This is a genomic window from Streptomyces swartbergensis (assembly GCF_002148965.1).
In the GTDB taxonomy this organism is placed as follows: Bacteria; Actinomycetota; Actinomycetes; order Streptomycetales; family Streptomycetaceae; genus Streptomyces; species Streptomyces swartbergensis.
Map to the genome: position 1 here is coordinate 1 of NZ_NGFN01000007.1, position 19,613 is coordinate 19,613.

The 19,613-nt window shown below is 71.9% G+C and carries 20 protein-coding genes and 1 pseudogene; 10 read left to right on the forward strand and 11 right to left on the reverse strand.

Features of this window, described 5'->3' with window-relative positions; genetic code table 11:
* Positions 1–327 precede the first annotated feature (327 nt).
* Both CA983_RS02245 and CA983_RS02250 read left to right on the forward strand, forming a co-directional pair.
* Positions 328–798: a DUF5709 domain-containing protein gene (locus CA983_RS02245; protein WP_086599166.1), complete on the forward strand. Its 471-nt coding sequence runs from the start codon at positions 328–330 to the stop codon at positions 796–798.
* Positions 799–833: 35 nt separating this feature from the next.
* Positions 834–1,079, forward strand: a complete 246-nt coding sequence (locus CA983_RS02250) for a type B 50S ribosomal protein L31 (RefSeq protein ID WP_086599167.1) — start codon at positions 834–836, stop codon at positions 1,077–1,079.
* A gap of 41 nt (positions 1,080–1,120) precedes the next feature.
* Here the strand turns inward: CA983_RS02250 and CA983_RS02255 are convergent, their stop codons facing one another.
* A complete protein-coding gene (locus tag CA983_RS02255; RefSeq protein WP_086599168.1) occupies positions 1,121–1,915 on the reverse strand; it encodes a metal-dependent hydrolase in 795 nt (264 codons plus the stop codon).
* Positions 1,916–2,059: 144 nt separating this feature from the next.
* On the opposite strand from CA983_RS02255, the gene CA983_RS02260 reads away from it, so the two are divergent.
* From CA983_RS02260 to CA983_RS02270, 3 genes are all read left to right on the forward strand, one after another.
* On the forward strand, positions 2,060–4,573 hold the full coding sequence (locus tag CA983_RS02260; RefSeq protein WP_086599216.1) for a DEAD/DEAH box helicase: 2,514 nt from the start codon (positions 2,060–2,062) through the stop codon (positions 4,571–4,573).
* Between the two features lie 37 nt (positions 4,574–4,610).
* A complete protein-coding gene (locus CA983_RS02265) occupies positions 4,611–5,483 on the forward strand; it encodes an acyl-CoA thioesterase (protein WP_086599169.1) in 873 nt (290 codons plus the stop codon).
* Positions 5,484–5,609: 126 nt separating this feature from the next.
* On the forward strand, positions 5,610–6,506 hold the full coding sequence (locus tag CA983_RS02270; RefSeq protein WP_086599217.1) for a DMT family transporter: 897 nt from the start codon (positions 5,610–5,612) through the stop codon (positions 6,504–6,506).
* 94 nt (positions 6,507–6,600) lie between these two features.
* Here the strand turns inward: CA983_RS02270 and CA983_RS02275 are convergent, their stop codons facing one another.
* The 4 genes from CA983_RS02275 to CA983_RS02290 form a co-directional block, all read right to left on the reverse strand.
* Positions 6,601–7,386 (reverse strand): Fpg/Nei family DNA glycosylase, encoded by a 786-nt coding sequence (locus CA983_RS02275; protein ID WP_086599170.1) that lies wholly within the window; start codon positions 7,384–7,386, stop codon positions 6,601–6,603.
* A gap of 10 nt (positions 7,387–7,396) precedes the next feature.
* Complete coding sequence (locus CA983_RS02280) at positions 7,397–7,768, reverse strand: VOC family protein (protein WP_086599171.1); 372 nt, start codon at positions 7,766–7,768, stop codon at positions 7,397–7,399.
* 148 nt (positions 7,769–7,916) lie between these two features.
* Positions 7,917–8,888 (reverse strand): DUF6397 family protein, encoded by a 972-nt coding sequence (locus CA983_RS02285; protein ID WP_086599172.1) that lies wholly within the window; start codon positions 8,886–8,888, stop codon positions 7,917–7,919.
* Positions 8,889–9,012: 124 nt separating this feature from the next.
* Positions 9,013–9,426, reverse strand: a complete 414-nt coding sequence (locus tag CA983_RS02290; RefSeq protein WP_086599173.1) for a roadblock/LC7 domain-containing protein — start codon at positions 9,424–9,426, stop codon at positions 9,013–9,015.
* Positions 9,427–9,530: 104 nt separating this feature from the next.
* Here CA983_RS02290 and CA983_RS02295 point away from each other — a divergent pair, with 104 nt between their 5' ends.
* The gene (locus CA983_RS02295; RefSeq protein ID WP_086599174.1) at positions 9,531–9,959 is read left to right on the forward strand and encodes a PPOX class F420-dependent oxidoreductase; all 429 of its coding nucleotides are present in this window, start codon (positions 9,531–9,533) and stop codon (positions 9,957–9,959) included.
* A 17-nt stretch (positions 9,960–9,976) separates the two neighbouring features.
* Here the strand turns inward: CA983_RS02295 and CA983_RS02300 are convergent, their stop codons facing one another.
* The 3 genes from CA983_RS02300 to CA983_RS02310 all read right to left on the reverse strand — a co-directional run bounded on the left by CA983_RS02300 (position 9,977) and on the right by CA983_RS02310 (position 11,516).
* Complete coding sequence (locus tag CA983_RS02300; protein WP_086599175.1) at positions 9,977–10,582, reverse strand: GTP-binding protein; 606 nt, start codon at positions 10,580–10,582, stop codon at positions 9,977–9,979.
* 63 nt (positions 10,583–10,645) lie between these two features.
* Positions 10,646–11,056 carry a DUF742 domain-containing protein gene (locus tag CA983_RS02305; RefSeq protein WP_086599176.1) on the reverse strand — a complete coding sequence of 137 codons (411 nt, stop codon included), beginning with the start codon at positions 11,054–11,056 and terminating at the stop codon, positions 10,646–10,648.
* A 22-nt stretch (positions 11,057–11,078) separates the two neighbouring features.
* On the reverse strand, positions 11,079–11,516 hold the full coding sequence (locus CA983_RS02310; protein ID WP_020277336.1) for a roadblock/LC7 domain-containing protein: 438 nt from the start codon (positions 11,514–11,516) through the stop codon (positions 11,079–11,081).
* Positions 11,517–11,725: 209 nt separating this feature from the next.
* Between CA983_RS02310 and CA983_RS02315 the strand changes: the two genes are divergently transcribed.
* A complete protein-coding gene (locus tag CA983_RS02315) occupies positions 11,726–12,928 on the forward strand; it encodes an IS110 family RNA-guided transposase (RefSeq protein ID WP_086599177.1) in 1,203 nt (400 codons plus the stop codon).
* A gap of 5 nt (positions 12,929–12,933) precedes the next feature.
* On the opposite strand, the gene CA983_RS02320 is transcribed toward CA983_RS02315, so the two are convergent.
* Positions 12,934–15,459: a sensor histidine kinase gene (locus CA983_RS02320; RefSeq protein ID WP_086599178.1), complete on the reverse strand. Its 2,526-nt coding sequence runs from the start codon at positions 15,457–15,459 to the stop codon at positions 12,934–12,936.
* A 182-nt stretch (positions 15,460–15,641) separates the two neighbouring features.
* Positions 15,642–16,415 (reverse strand): MHYT domain-containing protein, encoded by a 774-nt coding sequence (locus CA983_RS02325; RefSeq protein WP_086599179.1) that lies wholly within the window; start codon positions 16,413–16,415, stop codon positions 15,642–15,644.
* Between the two features lie 152 nt (positions 16,416–16,567).
* Between CA983_RS02325 and CA983_RS02330 the strand changes: the two genes are divergently transcribed.
* On the forward strand, positions 16,568–17,167 hold the full coding sequence (locus CA983_RS02330; protein ID WP_086599218.1) for a class I SAM-dependent methyltransferase: 600 nt from the start codon (positions 16,568–16,570) through the stop codon (positions 17,165–17,167).
* 72 nt (positions 17,168–17,239) lie between these two features.
* Here CA983_RS02330 and CA983_RS02335 read toward each other — a convergent pair whose 3' ends face one another.
* Complete coding sequence (locus CA983_RS02335) at positions 17,240–18,142, reverse strand: oxygenase MpaB family protein (protein WP_086599180.1); 903 nt, start codon at positions 18,140–18,142, stop codon at positions 17,240–17,242.
* 98 nt (positions 18,143–18,240) lie between these two features.
* Here CA983_RS02335 and CA983_RS02340 point away from each other — a divergent pair.
* Positions 18,241–18,537, forward strand: a pseudogene (locus CA983_RS02340) (hypothetical protein).
* Positions 18,538–18,672: 135 nt separating this feature from the next.
* A complete protein-coding gene (locus tag CA983_RS02345) occupies positions 18,673–19,530 on the forward strand; it encodes a hypothetical protein (RefSeq protein WP_086599181.1) in 858 nt (285 codons plus the stop codon).
* Positions 19,531–19,613: the final 83 nt, after the last annotated feature.

Genomic DNA, 19,613 nt, shown 5'->3' on the forward strand with positions numbered 1-19,613 from the left:
CGGTAGGTGGGCCTCCGGAGGCGGCCCGGGGTCGGCCCGCCCGGCCCGAGGTCGGCACAGCCCGAGGTCGGCAGGCCCGGGGTCGGCAGGCCCGGGGTCGGCAGGCCCGGGGTCGGCACGGCCTCCTGGTCGGGTGACCGCCGGAGGCGTTCCGTGGCGTTGCGCGGTTCCGAGACGGGGTGGAAGGCTGGAAGCAGGCACCGGCTCGGGGGATCGCCCGGGAACCGCGGCAGCGGTCCGGCGGCGGGCGGCGTCAGTGCTCCGTGTGGCGGCGGCCCGGCGCGGGCCCCGGTGTGAACGGGCCCGCCCCACCCCCTGGAGGTACCCGTGAAGAGCTCCGACGGCTGGGGAGACGACGTCTACCAGCCGGAACCATCCGAGCAGAGAGAGGACACGGGGCTGCTCGACTCCGAGGACACCCTGGAGTACGACGGCGTCGACGATCCCCTCGACCGGGGCTGGTCCCCTCCCGAGCGGCCCTGGGCCGTGGAGCACAGCGGCGTCACCGCGGCGGAGCGGCAGCGGGGCGAGACGCTGGACCAGCGGCTCGCCGAGGAGCTGCCGGAGCCCGTCGCCCCGGACGGTGACGGTCTCGGGGACTGCCAGGGCACGGACGGGGAACTCCTGGACAACGAGGTCGGCGCCGCCCGCTCCGGCCGGCTCGTGGCTCCCGACGAGGGCGCGCACGAGGACGAGGAGGGCGCGCTGGTCGCCATGGACGTGGGCATCGACGGCGCGGCGGCGTCGGCCGAGGAGGCAGCCGTGCACATCGTCGACGAGGACGTCCTGCCCGGCTGATCGCAGTACCGACCCGAGCCGCACGAGGAGCAGCCATGCAGCAGGACAAGCACCCCGACTACCACCCCGTCGTCTTCCGCGACCGGGCCGCCGGTTACGCGTTCCTGACCCGGTCCACCGCGACCAGCGACCGGACCATCGAGTGGGACGACGGCGAGACCTACCCGGTCGTGGACGTGGAGATCTCCTCGGAGAGCCACCCCTTCTACACGGGCAAGGCCCGCACGGTGGACTCGGAGGGCCGGGTCGCCGCGTTCGAGCGCCGGTACGGCGGCCGCTGAGCCCTGGCCCCCCGGCTCGCCCGGCGCCTGTAAGACGGCGCCTAGATGACGTTGAGCGCCGCCGCGCAGCCCACCCCGCCGAGCAGCATGAACACCGGCATCAGCACCTTGAGCTCGACCCAGCTGCCCGCCCGGAACCGCATGAACTTCGGCGGCCCGACCGGGTACCAGCGCTTCCGGCCGACGGGGATGGGCCACAGGATCGGGCAGCCGGAGACGGTCAGCGCGTCCCCGATGTCGTGCACGATCGCGCCCAGCACGACCGGCAGCCCCAGCCACAGGTACTCCTGGCCCGGCGCCGTGAACAGCCAGTCCGCGCCGTTGCCCGGCTTGTCCAGCACACCCGCGAGGATCCAGGCGGTGGCCGCGGCCAGCAGCCACACCAGGACCTCGCTGCTGGAGCCGCGCGTCGCCCGCCACAGCAGACCCTCGATGGCCAGGACCATGTGCACGAAGAGGACCGCCAGCACCCCCCAGCGGTCACTGGTGATCGCCACGACCGAGGTGCCCGCACCGATCATGACCGCCCACAGCCAGGTGTGCGTGAGCGTCCGGTGCCCGCCGGAGCGACGCGGGTCACCCTGCTTCTTGGTGGCCTTGTAGACGGCGTACGACAGCTTGTCGACGACCTCGCACAGCCAGCGCGACAGCGGTCCGAAGGACCGGGAGATGGTGGCCGCCTTGTGGTCGAGGTCCGGGGCGAGCGCTGCACCGGCGCAGATCAGAGCGCCGACGAGGAGGACCGGCCAGGGCATCGGGTGCCCGGCCGCGGCGGCGGCCGCACCGACGCCGAGCCAGGCGGCGGCGCCCGACAGTGAGTGTGCTGGTCCCATCATCGGCGTTGCCCGCCCCATTCCTCGTGTACCGCTGTCCAGTTGACCGGCGCGTGACATCCCGTCGGCGACACAGCGTAGCGTTCGCGATCTTCGTGCCCGCAGCCGATTCCCGCATCGGGCAGGAGGCCAGGCAAGATGGGGGGCGTGACCCTCATCGATCAGCTGCCGCCGACCGCCGACCCCGACGCCCTGTACGAAGCCTTCGAGTCGTGGGCCGGTGAGCGGGGTCTCACGCTCTATCCCCACCAGGAGGAGGCGCTGATCGAGGTGGTCTCCGGCGCGAACGTGATCGTGTCGACGCCCACCGGTTCCGGCAAGAGCATGATCGCGGCGGGCGCGCACTTCGCCGCGCTGGCCCGGGACGAGGTCACCTTCTACACCGCCCCGATCAAGGCGCTGGTGTCGGAGAAGTTCTTCGAACTGTGCAAGATCTTCGGCACGGAGAACGTCGGCATGCTGACCGGCGACGCGTCGGTCAACTCCGACGCCCCCGTGATCTGCTGCACCGCCGAGGTGCTCGCGTCGATCGCGCTGCGCGACGGCAAGGACGCGGACGTGGGGCAAGTCGTGATGGACGAGTTCCACTTCTACGCGGAGGGCGACCGCGGCTGGGCCTGGCAGATCCCGATCCTGGAGCTGCCGCAGGCGCAGTTCGTGCTGATGTCGGCGACGCTGGGCGACGTCTCCTTCTTCGAGAAGGACCTCACCCGCCGCACCGGCCGCCCGACCTCGGTGGTCCGCTCGGCGACCCGGCCCGTGCCGCTGTCGTACGAGTACCGCTACACGCCGCTCACCGAGACGCTCACCGACCTGCTGGCAGCCCGGCAAGCGCCCGTCTACATCGTGCACTTCACGCAGGCGCAGGCCGTGGAGCGGGCGCAGGCGCTGATGAGCATCAACATGTGCTCACGCGAGGAGAAGGAGCAGATCGCCGAGCTCATCGGCAACTTCCGCTTCACCACCAAATTCGGCCGCAACCTCTCCCGTTACGTCCGGCACGGCATCGGCGTCCATCACGCCGGCATGCTGCCCAAGTACCGCCGCCTGGTGGAGAAGCTCGCGCAGGCCGGCCTGCTGAAGGTCATCTGCGGCACGGACACGCTCGGCGTGGGCGTCAACGTCCCCATCCGCACGGTGCTGTTCACGGCCCTCACCAAGTACGACGGCACCCGCGTCCGCACCCTGCGCGCCCGGGAGTTCCACCAGATCGCGGGCCGTGCCGGCCGGGCCGGCTACGACACGGAGGGCTTCGTCGTCGCGCAGGCGCCCGAGCACGTCGTCGAGAACGAGAAGGCGCTCGCCAAGGCGGGCGACGACCCGAAGAAGCGCCGCAAGGTCGTTCGCAAGAAGGCCCCGGAGGGCTTCGTCGCGTGGTCGGAGCAGACCTTCGAGAAGCTCATCACCTCCGAACCGGAGCCGCTGACCTCCCGGTTCCGGGTGACGCACACGATGCTGCTGTCGGTGATCGCTCGCCCCGGCAACGCCTTCGAGGCGATGCGCCACCTGCTGGAGGACAACCACGAGCCGCGCAAGCAGCAGTTGCGGCACATCCGCCGGGCCATCGCGATCTACCGCTCGCTGCTGGACGGCGGCATCGTCGAGAAGCTCGACGAACCGGACGCGACCGGCCGCGTCGTCCGCCTCACCGTCGACCTCCAGCAGGACTTCGCGCTCAACCAGCCGCTGTCCACGTTCGCGCTGGCCGCGTTCGAGCTGCTGGACCCCGAATCGCCGTCGTACGCGCTCGACATGGTGTCCGTGGTCGAGTCCACCCTGGACGACCCGCGGCAGATCCTCGCCGCCCAGCAGAACAAGGCGCGCGGCGAGGCCGTGGCCGCGATGAAGGCGGACGGCGTCGAGTACGAGGAGCGCATGGAGCGGCTCCAGGACATCACGTACCCGAAGCCGCTGGAGGAGCTGCTCTTCCACGCGTACGACACGTACCGCAAGAGCCACCCCTGGGTCGGTGACCATCCGCTGTCGCCGAAGTCGATCATCCGGGACATGTACGAACGGGCGCTGACCTTCACGGAGTTGGTGTCCCACTACGAGCTGGCCCGCACCGAGGGCATCGTGCTGCGCTACCTCGCCAGCGCCTACAAGGCCCTCGACCACACCGTCCCGGACGACCTCAAGTCCGAGGACCTCCAGGATCTGATCGAGTGGCTGGGCGAGATGGTGCGCCAGGTCGACTCCAGCCTGCTGGACGAGTGGGAGCAGCTCGCCAACCCGGAGGAGATGACGGCCGAGGAGGCCCAGGAGAAGGCCGACGAGGTCAAGCCGGTCACGGCCAACGCCCGTGCCTTCCGCGTCCTGGTCCGCAACGCCCTGTTCCGCCGGGTGGAGCTGGCCGCCCTCGACCAGGTCGAGGAGTTGGGCGAGATGGACGCGGAGTCCGGCTGGGACGCCGACGCGTGGGGCGAGGCGATGGACAAGTACTGGGACGAGTACGACGACCTCGGCACCGGCCCCGACGCCCGCGGCCCCAAGCTGCTGATCATCGAGGAGGAGCCGGAGAACGCCCTGTGGCGGGTCCGGCAGATCTTCCACGACCCGAACGGCGACCACGACTGGGGCATCAGCGCGGAGGTCGACCTGACCGCCTCGGACGCGGAGGGCCGCGCGGTCGTCCGGGTCACCGACGTCGGCCAGCTGTGAACGGCCGGGCAGCAGCGAGCACAGGAGAATCCCACGCATGACGACGAACCCGGCCGAGCGACTGGTCGACCTGCTCGACCTTGAGCAGATCGAGGTCAACATCTTCCGTGGCCGCAGCCCGCAGGAGTCCCTCCAGCGGGTCTTCGGCGGCCAGGTGGCGGGCCAGGCCCTGGTCGCCGCCGGCCGCACCACGGACGGCGACCGTCCCGTGCACTCACTGCACGCGTACTTCCTGCGCCCGGGCATCCCGGGCGTGTCGATCGTCTACCAGGTCGAGCGGGTGCGCGACGGGCGGTCGTTCACGACCCGCCGGGTCACGGCCGTGCAGCAGGGCCGCACGATCTTCAATCTCACCGCCTCCTTCCACAAGCCGGAGGAGGGCAGCTTCGAGCACCAGTTGCCGCCGGCCCGCAAGGTTCCGGACCCGGAGTCCCTGCCCACGGTCACGGACGAGATCCGCGAGCATCTGGGCGCCCTGCCCGAGCAGTTGGAGCGGATGGCCCGCCGCCAGCCCTTCGACATCCGCTACGTGGACCGGCTGCGCTGGACCGCCGAGGAGGTCGCGGACGCCGAGCCGCGCAGCGCCGTGTGGATGCGCGCGGTCGGGCCGCTCGGCGACGACCCGCTCGTGCACACCTGCGCCCTCACCTACGCCAGCGACATGACCCTCCTGGACGCCGTCCGCATTCCCGTCGAGCCGCTGTGGGGCCCGCGGGGCTTCGACATGGCGTCACTGGACCACGCCATGTGGTTCCACCGTCCCTTCCGGGCCGACGACTGGCTGCTGTACGACCAGGAGTCACCCATCGCGGTCGGCGGCCGCGGTCTGGCCCGGGGCCGGATCTACGACCGTGAGGGCCGGCTGGTCGTGTCGGTCGTGCAGGAGGGGCTCTTCCGCAAGCTGGACTGACCTGGTCCTATGCCGGTCGGGGCCGCGGTTCGGGCTCCGATCGCGCCCGTGCCCGGTTCCGGCGACCATGGCAGGAGGAGGCACTCTGCCGGCGTCACGCGCCCGCCGATCCGGGAGGTGGCCACGCTGCACACCGTGCTCCCCGTCGTCTTCGCGGTCTGCGCGGCCCTCAGCAACGCCGTCGCGACGGTGTTGCAGCGCAAGGCGGCGCTCACCGTGCCGCGCTCCCAGGGGCTCAGGGCCGGGTTGATCGCCGATCTGCTGCGCCGGCCCGTCTGGCTGGCCGGCATCCTCGCGGTGATCGGCGCCGCCGTCTGCCAGGCGCTGGCGCTGGCGACCGGGCCGCTGACGATCGTCCAGCCGCTGTTCGTGCTGGAGCTGCCGCTGACCCTCGTCGTCGCGTCGCTGCTGATGCACCGGTATCTGCCGCGCACGGGCTGGCTGGCCGTGACGGTGGTGGTGGCCGGACTTGCGGTCGCGCTCGCCGCCGCGTCCCCCACCGGCAATCGCACCCATGTGGAGCTGGACCGCTGGATCCCCGCGCTCGCCGTGTGCGCCGCGGCGGTCGCCGGCCTCGCCGTCGCCGCCCTGCGCCGCCCGGAGGGCCGGGCCCGGGCGGCGGGTCTCGGTGCCGCGACGGCGATCAGCTACGCGGTGACCGCGGCGCTGATGAAGGCCGCCACTCACATCCTCGACGAGCAGGGACTCGTGTCCTTCCTCACCGCCTGGCAGACCTACGCGTTCGCAGCGACCGGCGTGTGCGCGCTGTTCCTGCTGGAGAACGCGATGCAGGCCGGCCCCCTGGTCGCCTCGCAGCCCGCGCTCACCCTCGGTGACGCGCTGGTGAGCCTCGCCCTCGGCATCACCCTGTACGAAGAGACGGTCCGCACCGGGTGGTGGCTGCTGCCCCAGCTGTTCGGTGTCGCGCTGATCGCCGCGGGGGTGCTCGCCCTGTCGCGGATTCCGTTCACCCAGTCGCTCATGGCGCCGGACGAGGAACGCCGGACGGCGGGAGTGCCCTGAGGCCGGGACTGCCCTGCGTGCAGGGACTGCCCTGAGGACAAGGAGGCCCCGGCCGACCTGGCCCACGGCGACTGACAGGCCCTGGCCGACTGGATCACCCGTCCGGCTGGCACCGCGGGCACCACACCGTGCCACGGCCCGCCATCCGGGACCGGCGCAGGCCGCTGCCGCAGCGCGGGCACCGGGGGTCAAGGTCGTCACGATGTCCGGTGAGCCAGGAGTCCCGCGGCGGCACGCAACCGGCGCTGACGGCGGACCGCAGGGTTCTGCGCATCTCGCTGTACAGGCGACGGCGGTCGTCCTGGGTGAGCTCACGCGCCAGGCGGTCGGGGCGCAGCCGGGCCCGCCACAGGATCTCGTCGGCGAGCAGATTGCCGAGGCCGGCCAGGGCGGACTGGTCGGTGAGCGCGGTCTTCAGGTGACCTCGGCGCGACGAGAGCACGGCCTCGAACTCCGGGCGGTCCACCGCCATCGCGTCCGGGCCCTGCCGCCCGAGCAGCCGGTCGAGGTCGGAGTCGTCGTGGGCCAGCCAGAGGCCCTGGAGCTTGCGCTGGTCCCGAAAGCGCAGCTGACGGTTACCGCTCAGGGTGAACAGCACCCGGTCGTGGGCCTCGACGGCATCGCCGGGACGACCGCAGACCAGCCGGCCGGTCATGCCGAAGTGCAGCACCAGGGTGGGGCCGCCGGTGCGGGCGAGCAGCCACTTGCCGTGCCGCTCGGGGGTGCCGAACCGCCGGCCCTCCAGCGCGTCGCGCAGGCCCCGCACCCCGACCCCGTGCAGGACGCCCGCGTCCCGCACCTCGACATGCCGCACGACCCGCCCCTTCGCACAGGACTCGAGCACCTGCCGGAAGCCCTCGACATCGGGCAGCTCGGGCATGACCGACGGGTCAGGATTCCTGGAGGACGGACAGCACGTTCCCCGCCGGGTCGGTGAACCACGCGATCAGCGGGCCGCCGCCGCGGAAGATGCCCTTGTCATCCGCCTTGAGGTGGTCGTAGCGCTCGAAACGCACCCCCCTTCTGCTCAGCTCGTCGACCGCCGCCTTGATGTCGTCGACGGGGAAGTTGAGGATGGTGTAGGTCGCCGGGGTGTGGTCCTCCTTCGGGTAGACCAGGATGTCCCGGCCGCCCGCGATGTGCAGGATCAACATGCCGTGCTCTTCCGAGACGCGGATTCCCAGCGTGTCGCCGTAGAACTTCCTGGCCGCGTCGATGTCGTTCACGGAGAAACCGCTGTACGCCTTCGTCGTACCGAACATGATCGCCTCCCGGACATAGTCTCCTCACAGGTCGGACCGGAACGCATCCGGAAACTCATCGCTTGTCGGGCGGACAGCGGGGCGCGCGCCCTTCGCCCGGCAGGGGTCACCCCGCAGGGTTCACCCGGCAGGGGTCCTGCGGCAGGGGTCACCCGGTAGGCCGCCGGCCTCTGCGGCGCAGCCAGCCCAGGAGGCCGTGGGAAGGCGTGTGATCCGGGGGCACGGACCGGTCTTCCGCCGGAGCCGCGACCGGTTCCGGCACTGAGGTCGGGGCCGGCACCTGCCCCGGGGCCGGTACTTGCTCCGGGGCCGGTACTTGCTCCGGGGCCGGTTCCGGGGCCGGGCGTGGTGCCGGGCGTTGCCTTCGGGCCGTTTCCATCGTGTGGGCGAGATCCGCGCGGAACCAGGCCACTTCGTCCGGCTCGCTCGCCGTCATGAGCTCCTGGGCCAGCTCGGCCGCGGGCGATCCGGGCGCGCCGTGTGCCGGGAGCCGGGGGCGGCAGCGGTTCAGGTGGGCGCGCTCGTACGGATCCTCCACCACGTCCGACACATCGGCCGGGTCGAGGAGGCAGGCCACGGCCGCCGCGTGCGCCCACGGGTCGTCTCCCGCCTGCCGCAGCAGGAACCCGATGTGCCGTCCCCGCCAGTTGCGGGGCCGCCGGTCCAGCCCCGCCTTCAGCCCTTCCCGCATCTCCGCGGGCGTGCGGCCGGTCAGCAGCCGGGCGTTGCTCTCCTCGGCCGCGAACTGCCGTAGCTCCTCGGCCAGATAGAGCCATACGACGGTGCGGTAGCGGTTCAGGTAGAAGCGCACGGGCACGAGCAGGCCGAAGCGGGCGAGGCTCGTGAACCTGGTGGGCGTCACGTCCATGAGCTTGGCGCCGTCGTTGGTTCCCGCGGTCGCGACGCGCTCGCGCAGTGCGTCCGGAAAGCCGTCCTCGGCGCGCAGTCGGTCGATCTCGGCGCGGGCGACCCGTCGGCCTCCGCCTCCTTCGTCGGGAACGGTCCGGATGAGTCCGAGATTCACCGCCAGGTCGAACTCGCCTCGCCTGAGGTCGAGTTCGCGGGCCGCCCGGCTCGGGCCGCAGGTGAGGCGGTCGGGTTTCGCGATGGTGCCTGACATGGTCGTCTCCCCCGTGGAGTCGGCGGCTCACGCCGTGTGCGGTTGCCGTGAAAAAACGGTAGCCGCTTCGGCGCACCTCGTGGCGAGCCTGTGGATAACTCCGCGGGGGTGGCGAACGTGCAGGTCAGCCGCCTGATTCCGGTTTCCGTTCGGGCTGGCGCGCGTCCACGTCGAGGTGCTCGCCGACCCGGTTGACGAGAAGTGTCATCTCGTAGGCGATCTGGCCGATGTCGGCCTCCGCGCCACTGAGGACGCACAGACAACTGCTCGTGCCGGCCGCGGTGACGAAGAGCACGGCGTCGTCGAACTCGATCATCGTCTGGCGTACGCTGCCCGCGCCGAAGTGCCGTCCCGAGCCCTTGGCCAGGCTGTGCAGTCCGGACGACACGGCCGCGAGGTGCTCCGCGTCCTCGCGGCGCAGTCCGGTACTCGCGCCTGTCACCAGGCCGTCGTTGGACAGGACCAGTGCGTGCCGCACTTCGTGGACGCGCTCGGTCAGGTCGTCCAGCAGCCAGTCCAGTCCCTGGTTCTGCGCCATGTTCCGATCTCCCCGTTTTCTCCCCGTGCGATTCTCCTCCTGGCCGGAGGATCTCCACGCCAGCCTTCCCCACGACCGCGGCCGGGGCAAGGAGGATGGGAGCCATGGCAGAGAAGATGACCGACACGCAATGGCGGGAGTTCGTTTCCCACGGCACCCGCACCGGAAAGCTCTCCACGGTCCGGGCCGACGGGAGCCCGCACGTGACCCCGATCTGGTTCGTCCTGGACGGTGACGAGCTGGTGTTCAACACCGGCAAGGACAGCGTCAAGGGGCGCAATCTCATCCGTGACGGCCGGGTCGCCCTGTGTGTGGACGACGACCGGCCGCCGTACTCCTTCGTGGTGGTGCGGGGACGCGCCCGCGTGTCGGACGACCTCGACGAGATACGGCACTGGGCCACCCGCATCGGCGCCCGGTACATGGGCGAGGAACGCGCCGAGGAGTTCGGCGCCCGCAACGGCGTCCCGGGCGAACTCCTCGTCCGTGTCGCCATCGACAGGGTCCTGGCGGAGCGGGACGTCGCGAACTGACGGAGAGGCACCCCGAATCAGCCGACCGAGTCGAGAAGTCGGGCGGTGTGCATCCGCCCGGCGTACTCGACGAGCCGGATCAGCACCTCCTTTCCCGAGTCGCGGTCCCGGGCGTCGCACAACACCACGGGCGTGCCACGGTCGAGGTCGAGGGCGCGCGAGACGTCCGAGGCGCCGTGCCGCCGGGCGCCCGCGAAGCAGTTGACGGCCACCACGAACGGGATGCGCCGGTGCTCGAAGTAGTCGACCGCGGGGAAGCAGTCCTCCAGGCGGCGGGTGTCCGCGAGGACCACCGCGCCGAGCGCCCCTTGCGACAACTCGTCCCACAGGAACCAGAACCGGTCCTGGCCCGGCGTGCCGAACAGGTACAGGGAGAGGCCGGAGCGGATGGTGATGCGTCCGAAGTCCATGGCGACGGTCGTGGTGGTCTTGTGGTCCACACCGTCGGTGTCGTCCACCGACTGGCCGGCTTCGCTGAGCAGTTCCTCGGTGCGCAGCGGCCGGATCTCGCTGACGGCGCCCACCAGGGTGGTCTTGCCCACGCCGAACCCGCCGGCGACCAGAATCTTCAACGCCAGTGCGGAAGTCTCGGCGCCGGTGGCGTCGGAGTGCTCGGAGACCATTGATCACTTCTCTCGGGAGTGCCGGCAAGGGGTGAGGTGAGTACGTGGGCGGTGTGCCGGTATCTACAGCGCCCTCAGTCCCGCGATCACCTCGCGCAGGATGCGCTCGTCGGGCAGCTGTGCCGGCGGCACGGGGCGGCTGACGGTGACGCTGCCGAGTTCCAGGAGGTCGCCGAGGAGGACCCTGACGACGCCCACGGGCAGGTCCGCGCCCGCGGCGAGTTCGGCGACCGACTGGGTCTCCGTATGGCACAGGTCGAGGAGGGTCCGGTGCTCCGGACCGAGCGGGACGTCGTCCACGCCGGACGCGGCCGGGTCCAGCGAGACCAGGGCGATCAGGTCGAACCGCACGCCGGTGGGGCCGGGCCGGGTGCGGCCGCCCGTCATGGCGTAGGGGCGGACGAGCGGGCCGGCCTCATGGTCGTACCACTGGCTGCCCTGATCGGGCGGGGTGCCCGTCATGTCCTCGGTCATCTGCGCGGACCGCCCTCTCGGTTCATCCGGCGGCGGGTGGCCGGGCGCCGACGCGGGGCGCGGTGCCGAGGTGCTCGCCGACGCGTTTGACCAGGCGTGCCATCTCGTACGCCACGAGGCCGATGTCGGCGGTCACGGCGGTGAGGAGGGCGAGGCAGGATCCGTCGCCCGCCGCGGCCACGAACAGGAAGCCCTCGTCCATCTCCACCATGGTCTGGCGGACGCCGCCGGCCCCGAAGTGCCGTCCGGCTCCCTTGGCAAGGCTGTGGAAGCCCGAGGCGACCGCGGCGAGGTGCTCGGCGTCCTCGCGGCGGAGATCGGTCGAGGCGCCCACGGCCAGGCCGTCGTTGGACAGCACCACGGCGTGCCGTATCTCGCTCACGCGGAGCACCAGATCGTCCAGCAGCCAGTCGAGTTCGCCGGAGCTCCGGGCGGAATGCGTGCTCGGGTCCTGGATCATGCGGGGTCCCTAAGAATGTTGGCGGTCCGGGAGGACCGGGTGTGGCTGATGCGGCGTTGCTGTCGATGGCTCAAGGAGAATGGCCGCCCGGTCCTCCGGGACGCTCCGACCACTGATTGAGAACTGCGGTCATCGCTGGTTAGGGACCTGTCGGCGGGGTGTTCTTCGGACCACGAAGTGCTGGTCACGAGAGACACGGAGCGACGGGCTTGAGCACGGCTCACGAGCGGATATGGGTCGGCGTCGACGCTGGCAAGGGGCATCACTGGGCGGTCGCGGTCGGCGCCGACGGCGAGACACTGTTCTCGACGAAGGTGATCAACGACGAAGCTCAGATCCTCACCCTCATCGACACAGCCCGCGAACGGGCCGCCGAAGTGAGGTGGGCGGTGGACATCTCCGGCCGTGCCTCGACGTTGCTGCTGGCCCTGCTGATCGCTCACGGTCAGCAGGTGGTCTACGTGCCCGGTCGCACCGTCAACCGGATGACCGCCGCCTACAAGGGCGAGGGCAAGACCGACGCCAAGGACGCCCGCGTCATCGCCGATCAGGCTCGCATGCGACGGGACTTCGCCCCGCTGGACACGCCCCCGGAACTCGTCTCCAACCTCCAGGTGTTGACCCATTACCGAGCCGACCTGATCGCCGACCGCGTGCGTCTGATCAACCGGCTCCGAGACCTGCTGGTCGGCATCTGCCCGGCTTTGGAGCGAGCCTTCGACTACTCCGCGGCCCAAGGCCCGGTCGTGATGCTGACCGAGTACCAGACCCCGGCAGCCCTGCGCCGCATCGGTGTCAAACGGCTGGCCACTTGGCTGGAACGGCGCAAGGTCCGCGGCGCCCAAGCCATCGCCACCAAGGCGGTCGAAGCCGCCCAGGCCCAGCAGACCGTGTTGCCCGGCGAGAAGCGGGCGGCGAAGCTGGTTTGCGACCTCGCCCACCAGCTCCTGGCCCTGGACGAGCGGATCAAGGACAACGACCGGGAGATCCGCGAGACCTTCCGCCTCGACGAGCGTGCCGAGATCATCGAGTCGCTGCCCGGCATGGGACCGATCCTGGGTGCCGAGTTCGTCGCCATCGTCGGTGACCTGTCCGGCTACCGCGACGCCAACCGTCTGGCCTCGCACGCCGGCCTGGCCCCGGTGCCCCGCGACTCCGGCCGACGCACCGGCAACTACCACCGGCCCAAACGCTACAACCGGCGCCTGCGCCGGCTGTTCTACATGTCCGCGCAGTCCGCGATGATGCGGCCAGGCCCGTCCCGGGACTACTACCTCAAGAAACGTGCCGAGGGCCTGATCCACACCCAGGCGTTGCTCGCACTCGCCCGCCGCCGGGTCGACGTCCTGTGGGCGATGCTGCGTGACAGGAGGCTGTTCACCTCCGCCCCGCCGGTCACGCAGGCGGCTTGACACGATCATTGAGATTCTCCTTCGAAGCTGTCGCTGCCCGTCGGGCAGGGAGTGGTTCCGCGGCCGGGTTGTCTGCCGCCGCCGCGCGTCCAGCCGTCGCGGTATGCCGCCATGCGGTCCCGGACGAGCTCGGGGGTGCGTTCGTCGTCCCGGGGTGCTGGCGAGGGCGGCGGCTCCTCGGGGCGCCCCTCGCGCAGTTGGGGTGCGAGGCTGGCCTGCCGTACGCGGCGCGGGAGGTCGTCGGAGCCTTCGGGCTGCTCCTGGGGCCGGTGCAGTCGCAAGGTGGCGACTCCTGGGGGTGGGGTGTGGCTCGTGGTCTCCGCGACGGCCGGGACGGGAGCCACCAGGGCGCGCCGGTCTGCCGGTGCCGGGACGGCGTCGGGGACGGTGTCCTGATGCGGGACGCCGTCGGGCACGCGCGCGTGGACGCGTGCCTCGGGCTGCCGCGCGTGCACCGCTTCACGGTGGGAACGTTCCGCCGCGCCGGTGTGCAGCAGGGCGGTGGGTACCAGGACGACCGCGGTGGTGCCGCCGTACGGCGAGGTCCTCAGGTGGACCTTGATGCCGTGGCGGGCGGCGAGCCTGCTGACCACGAACAGGCCGAGCCGGTCGCTGTCGAACAGGTCGAGCGCCTCGGACTGCTCGATGCGGCGGTTGGCCTCGGCGAGGGTCTCCTTGCCCATGCCGAGACCGCGGTCCTCGACCTCGACGGCGTAGCCGTTACCGACGGGTTCGCCGGTGACGCGCACGCGCGTGTGGGGCGGCGAGAACTGGGCGGCGTTCTCGATGATCTCGGCGAGGAGGTGCGTGAGGTCGGCCACGGCCGCGCCGACGACGGCCGCCTCGGGGAGCTGCCGTACCTCCACGCGCGCGTAGTCCTCCACTTCGGAGACGGCCGCGCGGACCACGTTGGTCAGGGAGACGGGCCTGCGCCAGGCTCGGCCGGGGGCCGCTCCGGAGAGGATGATCAGGCTCTCGGCGTGGCGCCGCATGCGGGTGGTGAGGTGGTCGAGGCGGAAGAGGTCGCTCAGTTCGTTCGGGTCGTCCGAGCGGCGTTCCATGCTGTCGAGGAGGCTCAGCTGCCGGTGGACGAGGATCTGGCTGCGGCGGGCGAGGTTGACGAAGACGCCGGAGATGCCGCTGGCGAGTTCGGCGCGCTCGACCGCGGCCCGCAGCGCGGCACGGTGGACGGTGCCGAGGGCCTCGGCGACCTGTCCGGTCTCGTCCTCGGCGGACGGACCCGGCGGTGCCTCGGCGCGGATGTCGATCTCCTCGCCCGCGCGCAGTCTCCGCATGGCCTCGGGGAGTTTGCGCCGGGCGATCTCCAGGGCGCTGTTGCGCAGGCTCACGAGCTCCACCACGAGGCCGCGGCCGATGCGCACGGAGATGACGAGCGAGGCGGCGACGGCGGCGAGGCCGAGCAGGACGGCCGCGCCGGCCGGGGTGAGCAGTCCCCGGGTGAACGGGTCGGCCCGCTGCGCGACGCCTCGTGCGGCGTCATCCTCGATGGTGCGCATGCCGTTCTGCACGTGCGCGTGGGCGGTGTTCCAGGTGCTCTCGGGTACCGCCTCGATCGCCTTGGCGCCCGGTCCGCCGGCGAGGATCCCGTCCTCGGCGTCGCCCAGCCCGGCGTAGGCGCTGCTGTCGGCGAGGGCGTTCCACGCGGAGCGTTCGGTGCCGCGCAGGTCGGTGACGGCCGACTCGGTCAGGGTGCGGCGCAGGTCGACGGCGCCGGTGAACAGCCGGAGCCGCTCCCCGGTCAGCGTCCCGGACAGGCGGGCGCTCGCCAGAAGCGCGTCCTGCCGGGCCAACGCCTCGCCGGCGCGGGAGAATTCGAGCAGCACGCGCGCGTCGGAGCCGAGGTCGGCGTCCTGGATGCCGGTGAGGGCACCGCCGACGCCGAGAGCCTCGGAGATGGTCCGGGTGTAGCGGTGGTACGTCTCGGCCCAGCCCGCGCGCCGGTCGCGCACCTCGGTCCGCAGCGGACGCAGTTGCTCGGCACCGGTGACGAACGCCTCCAGCCGGCGGGCGACTTCGGCGGGCAGTTCCTCGCTGTCGGCGACGGTGCTGTTCTCGCCGAGCCGCAGTTTCGCGACGGCCCGGTCGGTGCGCCGGGCGAGTTCGGCCAGTTCGTCGGCCCCTGCGGCGGAGGGGTCGGTGGCGCGGCGTACGGCGGCGGCGCGTTCGGCCTGGAGGGCGGCGACCGCGGCGGAGACGGGGGCCCGGACCATGGCGTCCACGCGCTGGACCTGCCGTAGCCGGGAGACGTCCTGGGCAGTGGTGACGGTGGCGTGGGCCCACAGGGCCAGGAGGGAGACGACCGGCACCATCAGCAGGCAGACGATCTTGGCGCGCACGGTACGGGGGCGTATGTGCCAGCGCTCCGGGCGCGTGGGCACTCCGTCCGGCGCGGCCCCATAGGGCGCATCGGAGCCCTCGTCGGCCGGTGGTCCGGCGTGCAGGCGGCGACCGCGCACGGGCGGGGGCGGCGCCTCGGCGCCGGTTGTGGGCGTCCTACGGGGTGTACGCATGGACTCCTCGCTCGGGGGTGTTTCGGGGCGTGTCACCCCGGCATCAGGGCGTGCCGTCCGGGCTTCGAGGGCTGCCGTCCAGACCGTGGGGCTTGCCGTCCGGACCGTGGGGCTTGCCGTTCGGACCGCGGGGCTTGCCGTCCGGAGGGCCTGTCGCCCGCCACGCCGGGCCTCGGCCGCGGCTAACGGGCGACGCTCTCGACCGGCCGCTGGGCCGACGCGGACGCCTCACGCTCCCCTGCTGTCGGCGACAGCGCGACGAAGGCGGAGGTCAGGAAGAGGTAGGACCCGAGGCCGACGGCGAGGGGGAAGATGAACTGCATCGCCGTGGCCCCGGGCAGTGCCTCCCCGGAGGGCGTCACGCGCACGCTCACCGCGAACATCCCGGTGTAGTGCATGCTGCTGACGGCCGCGCCCATGATCAGGGAGGCGACGGTGACCGCCACGGGTGACTTGATGTTGAGCGCCGCCCACAGAGCCGCCGTCGCGGCGACGACGGCGATCAGGACGGAGAGCCCGACGAGGACCGGGTCGTAGGTCACGTCGCCGTGCAGGCGGACGGCCGCCATGCCCAGGTAGTGCATGCTGGCGACGCCGAGGCCGGTGGTGAGCCCGCCGATCAGCAGGGCCCGGCCGCGGTCCCGGCTGTAGCCGACGGCGAACACGCCGGCGCAGACGACGACCATGGCGACGAGCAGGCTCAGCAGGGTGAGCGGCACGTCGTAGCGGATATCGGTGCCGGCGACGCTGAAACCGAGCATGGCCACGAAGTGCATGGTCCAGATACCGGTGCCGATCGCCGAGGCGGCGGTGACGAGCCAGTTGCGGCGCGAGCGCCCGGTGGCGGCGAGCGCGCGGACGGTGCAGCGCAGCCCGAGGGCGGCGCCTATGCAGGCCATCACGTACGACAGCGCGGGGGTCAGCCACCCCAGGGCGGCGTGGTCCAGGTGTCCCATGACCCCGGGACGCTAGACCCGGCAGGGGCGCACGAAGGGGGCGCATTTCGAAAGGTGTTGGAATATGACGCAAGGATGTACCGGAACGATCGGGTCAAGCTCGAACGTGTGCACTGAGGCGTCATCCGTGCCGGTGAGGAATCATGCCGTACATGAGCGACGACCAGACGCGTGTCCAGGAGTTCTTCACCGCCCGCGCCGCCGACTGGGACAGCCGGTTCCCCGATGACGGTCCGGCCTACGCTGCCGCGGTCGCCGAGCTCGGACTGCGCCCGGGCGACCGCGTGCTCGACGCGGGGTGCGGCACCGGACGCGCCCTGCCGCCGCTGCGTGCCGCCGTGGGGCCCTCGGGAGTGGTGCTCGGGGCCGATCTGACCCCGGCCATGCTGCGGGAGGCCGTGCGGGCCGGACGGGACCGTGACGCGGCGTTGGTGCTCACGGACGTCGCCGCGCTGCCGCTGCGCTCCCACGCGCTGGACGCCGTGTTCGGGGCGGGGCTGATCTCGCATCTGCCGAGTCCGGCCGAGAACCTGCGGGAGCTGGCGCGCGTGGTGCGTCCCGGTGGTGTGCTGGCGCTGTTCCACCCGATCGGCAGGGCGGCCCTGGCCGCGCGCCACGGCCGCCCGCTCACCCCGGACGACCTGCGCGCCGAGCGCAACCTCCGGCCGCTGCTGGCCGGTTCGGGGTGGCGGCTGATGTCGTACGCCGACGAGGACTCCCGCTTCCTGGCGCTCGCCGTCCGCGAGGACTGAGCTGCCGCGTCACCCGGCCTTCACCCGGCCTCGGCGTCCGGCCTCGTCACCCGGCCTCATCACCCGCCCGCGTCACCCGGCCTCGGTGTCCGAAGCCGCCACGTGCCGCACGGGGCAGCCCCGGACGCCCGGGACCGGGCGCGTGCCCAGGTCGTCGAGCCGGTAGCCGTACGGGTAGCCCTTGATCTCCCAGTTCTGGCGGGCGAAGTGCGGGGCGCGCCGGGGCGGCAGCAGACGGACGGCGCGGCCCCGCAGCCGTACCGCGCGACGCACCCACGCGCGCGTGGCGGCGCTCGGCGGGGTGTAGCGGAAGGCACGCAGCAGCGAGTCGTCGAGCAGCGCGAGGGTCGTGGTGCGCAGCAGCGGCGCGAGCGGGCGCGGGTACCAGGAGGACATCAGGTCGAGCGTGGCGTCCGAGACCCGCTGGGCCTCCTCGTCCCAGGCGAAGTGGGCCGCCTCGTAGCCGTCGAGGCAGGTCTCGAACTCCTCGTAGGTCTCGGGGATGTCCTTGATGCCCATGTGCCGGCCCAGCGTGCGGTAGTGGACGACACTGGCCACGATCTCGTGGCGCGACATCCTGCGCCACCCATAGGCGTCGATCCACCGTTTGGGCACCACGACGAACGTGCAGAGCACGTAGCGCATGTCGTCGTTGCTGATGTCGTAGCTGCGGTGCATCTGGTTGATGCGGCGGATCGCGGTCCTGCCCTGGTCGCTGCCGAAGCCGTGCTCGACCACGGCGTCCAGGAGCAGCGACGTGTCGTCGTAGCGCTTCTGTGTCCGCTCCGTGAGCTCCGCCGTCTCGGCGAGCAGCCGGCCGATGCTCGGGACGGCGTACGTGCGGTACAGGGCCAGCTCCAGGGCGCGGGTGAAGTCCCAGGGGAACTCGTACGCCACGCTCAGCCGGTAGATCTCCGTGGCCTCCCGGTACGGGTCCATCCGCCGAATCTGTTCCAGCCGCGCGAAGCGCTTCACAGTGCCGTCCCCCTTCTGTCACCGGAGATCCAACTTTACGTTGGTGTCAGCGAGATGACCGGCAGGCGGGACATCCGCACAGGGGGAAGGTGGTCAGCATGTGGGGCAAGGTCCGCAAGGCCGGAGACAGAGTCGCTCATGCCTTGCGCACGGAGACGAAGGCCGGTGAGGGCAAACGTCCGCACAACCTTTTCGAGGCGGCCGCGGCCTACGTCACGGCGAGCGCGGAGAACGACCAGGAGCGGGCCGAGGAGGCGGCCGGCTGAGTGTCGCCCGAGGCGCTGTCGTTCGGGGTGAACGAGCTGGCGGGCCGGGCCGTCATCGCGCTCGCACGGGAACGCGGCGAATCGCCCCGGACCGTGGCCCGTGAGCTGCTGGGGCTGCCGGCGGAGTGACGCGCCCCGATCGGACGACCGATTCGCCCCGTCCGCCGGAAAAGGGCAGCTCCTGGTGCGCGCGTAAGGCCGTGACAAGCGGCTTCCGCGCGCACTAGGGTGCGCGCCGGTGGACGAACCGATGGGGAGGCTGGGATGGCCGGGACGGATGAGGACACCGTCGCCGCCGCGGACGACGCGCTCTATGTGCTCACGGCGGTGCTGCTGACGCCGGCGCAGTTCCCGAGCGTGCTGGGCGACGACTATCCGCAGGCGTGCGCGGCGCTCGGCCTCGTGCCGCTCGCCGACGGGTACGGGCTGGTGCTCGGCCAGGACGGCGACGGCGCCCGGTGGACCGTGGTCATCGACGACGTCTCCCTGGTGGCCGTCGCGATCGCATCCTGGGACTGCGGGATGGAGTACGACCTGTCGCCCGACGAGCGCACGGTCGTCGCGGCCCTGCCCGGCTGGCCGCTCGCGGTCGCGGTCGCGGCGCCCGGGGTGCCCGCGCCGCACGATCCCGGCCCGGAGGCGGACGACCGGCCCCCGCTGACCCCGCCGGACACCACCGCCTGGGGCCCGGCCCAGCGGCGCATGGGCGCGGACGAGATCGCGCTTCAGTGGGCGATGTGGCGGGAACAGGTCGACGACTCGGCCTTCCCGGCGCCGGGGTCCTCGGCGACGCCTGGTGACGGAGGCTCTGCGGCCGACGGTCCGGGCGGAGGCGGGGAGAAGGGGCAGCAGGGCCACAGCGGCATCCGGCGTGTCCTCGCGGAGGCGCGCACGTACATCGACTCGCCGCCGCCACTGGGCCGGGTCCGGTCGTCGTTCGCGCCGGGGGACGCGCGGACCCTGCGGGCCGACGGTCCCGGCTGGTCGCTCGTGGCCAGGACCGACGACATCGCCTTCGTGCTGCTGGACGAGGAACCCGGCGAGGTCCTGCCGGTGGGCCGGGGGCCGGAGCTGCCGGGTCTCCTCGAAGCCCTCGACAGGATGGCCGTACGGCCCAACTGAGCAAGAGGCCGCACGGCCGAACTGAGCAAGAGGCCGCACGGCCGAACTGAGCAAGATGGCCGTACGGCCGAACTGAGCAAGAT

Coding starts and splice junctions, on each gene's coding strand:
- CA983_RS02250 (WP_086599167.1), top strand. CDS start 834: ATGCAGCAGGACAAGCACCCCGACTACCACCCCGTCGTCTTCCGCGAC.
- CA983_RS02255 (WP_086599168.1), bottom strand. CDS start 1,915: ATGATGGGACCAGCACACTCACTGTCGGGCGCCGCCGCCTGGCTCGGC.
- CA983_RS02265 (WP_086599169.1), top strand. CDS start 4,611: ATGACGACGAACCCGGCCGAGCGACTGGTCGACCTGCTCGACCTTGAG.
- CA983_RS02275 (WP_086599170.1), bottom strand. CDS start 7,386: ATGCCCGAGCTGCCCGATGTCGAGGGCTTCCGGCAGGTGCTCGAGTCC.
- CA983_RS02280 (WP_086599171.1), bottom strand. CDS start 7,768: ATGTTCGGTACGACGAAGGCGTACAGCGGTTTCTCCGTGAACGACATC.
- CA983_RS02285 (WP_086599172.1), bottom strand. CDS start 8,888: ATGTCAGGCACCATCGCGAAACCCGACCGCCTCACCTGCGGCCCGAGC.
- CA983_RS02290 (WP_086599173.1), bottom strand. CDS start 9,426: ATGGCGCAGAACCAGGGACTGGACTGGCTGCTGGACGACCTGACCGAG.
- CA983_RS02295 (WP_086599174.1), top strand. CDS start 9,531: ATGGCAGAGAAGATGACCGACACGCAATGGCGGGAGTTCGTTTCCCAC.
- CA983_RS02300 (WP_086599175.1), bottom strand. CDS start 10,582: ATGGTCTCCGAGCACTCCGACGCCACCGGCGCCGAGACTTCCGCACTG.
- CA983_RS02305 (WP_086599176.1), bottom strand. CDS start 11,056: ATGACCGAGGACATGACGGGCACCCCGCCCGATCAGGGCAGCCAGTGG.
- CA983_RS02310 (WP_020277336.1), bottom strand. CDS start 11,516: ATGATCCAGGACCCGAGCACGCATTCCGCCCGGAGCTCCGGCGAACTC.
- CA983_RS02320 (WP_086599178.1), bottom strand. CDS start 15,459: ATGCGTACACCCCGTAGGACGCCCACAACCGGCGCCGAGGCGCCGCCC.
- CA983_RS02325 (WP_086599179.1), bottom strand. CDS start 16,415: ATGGGACACCTGGACCACGCCGCCCTGGGGTGGCTGACCCCCGCGCTG.
- CA983_RS02330 (WP_086599218.1), top strand. CDS start 16,568: ATGAGCGACGACCAGACGCGTGTCCAGGAGTTCTTCACCGCCCGCGCC.
- CA983_RS02345 (WP_086599181.1), top strand. CDS start 18,673: ATGGCCGGGACGGATGAGGACACCGTCGCCGCCGCGGACGACGCGCTC.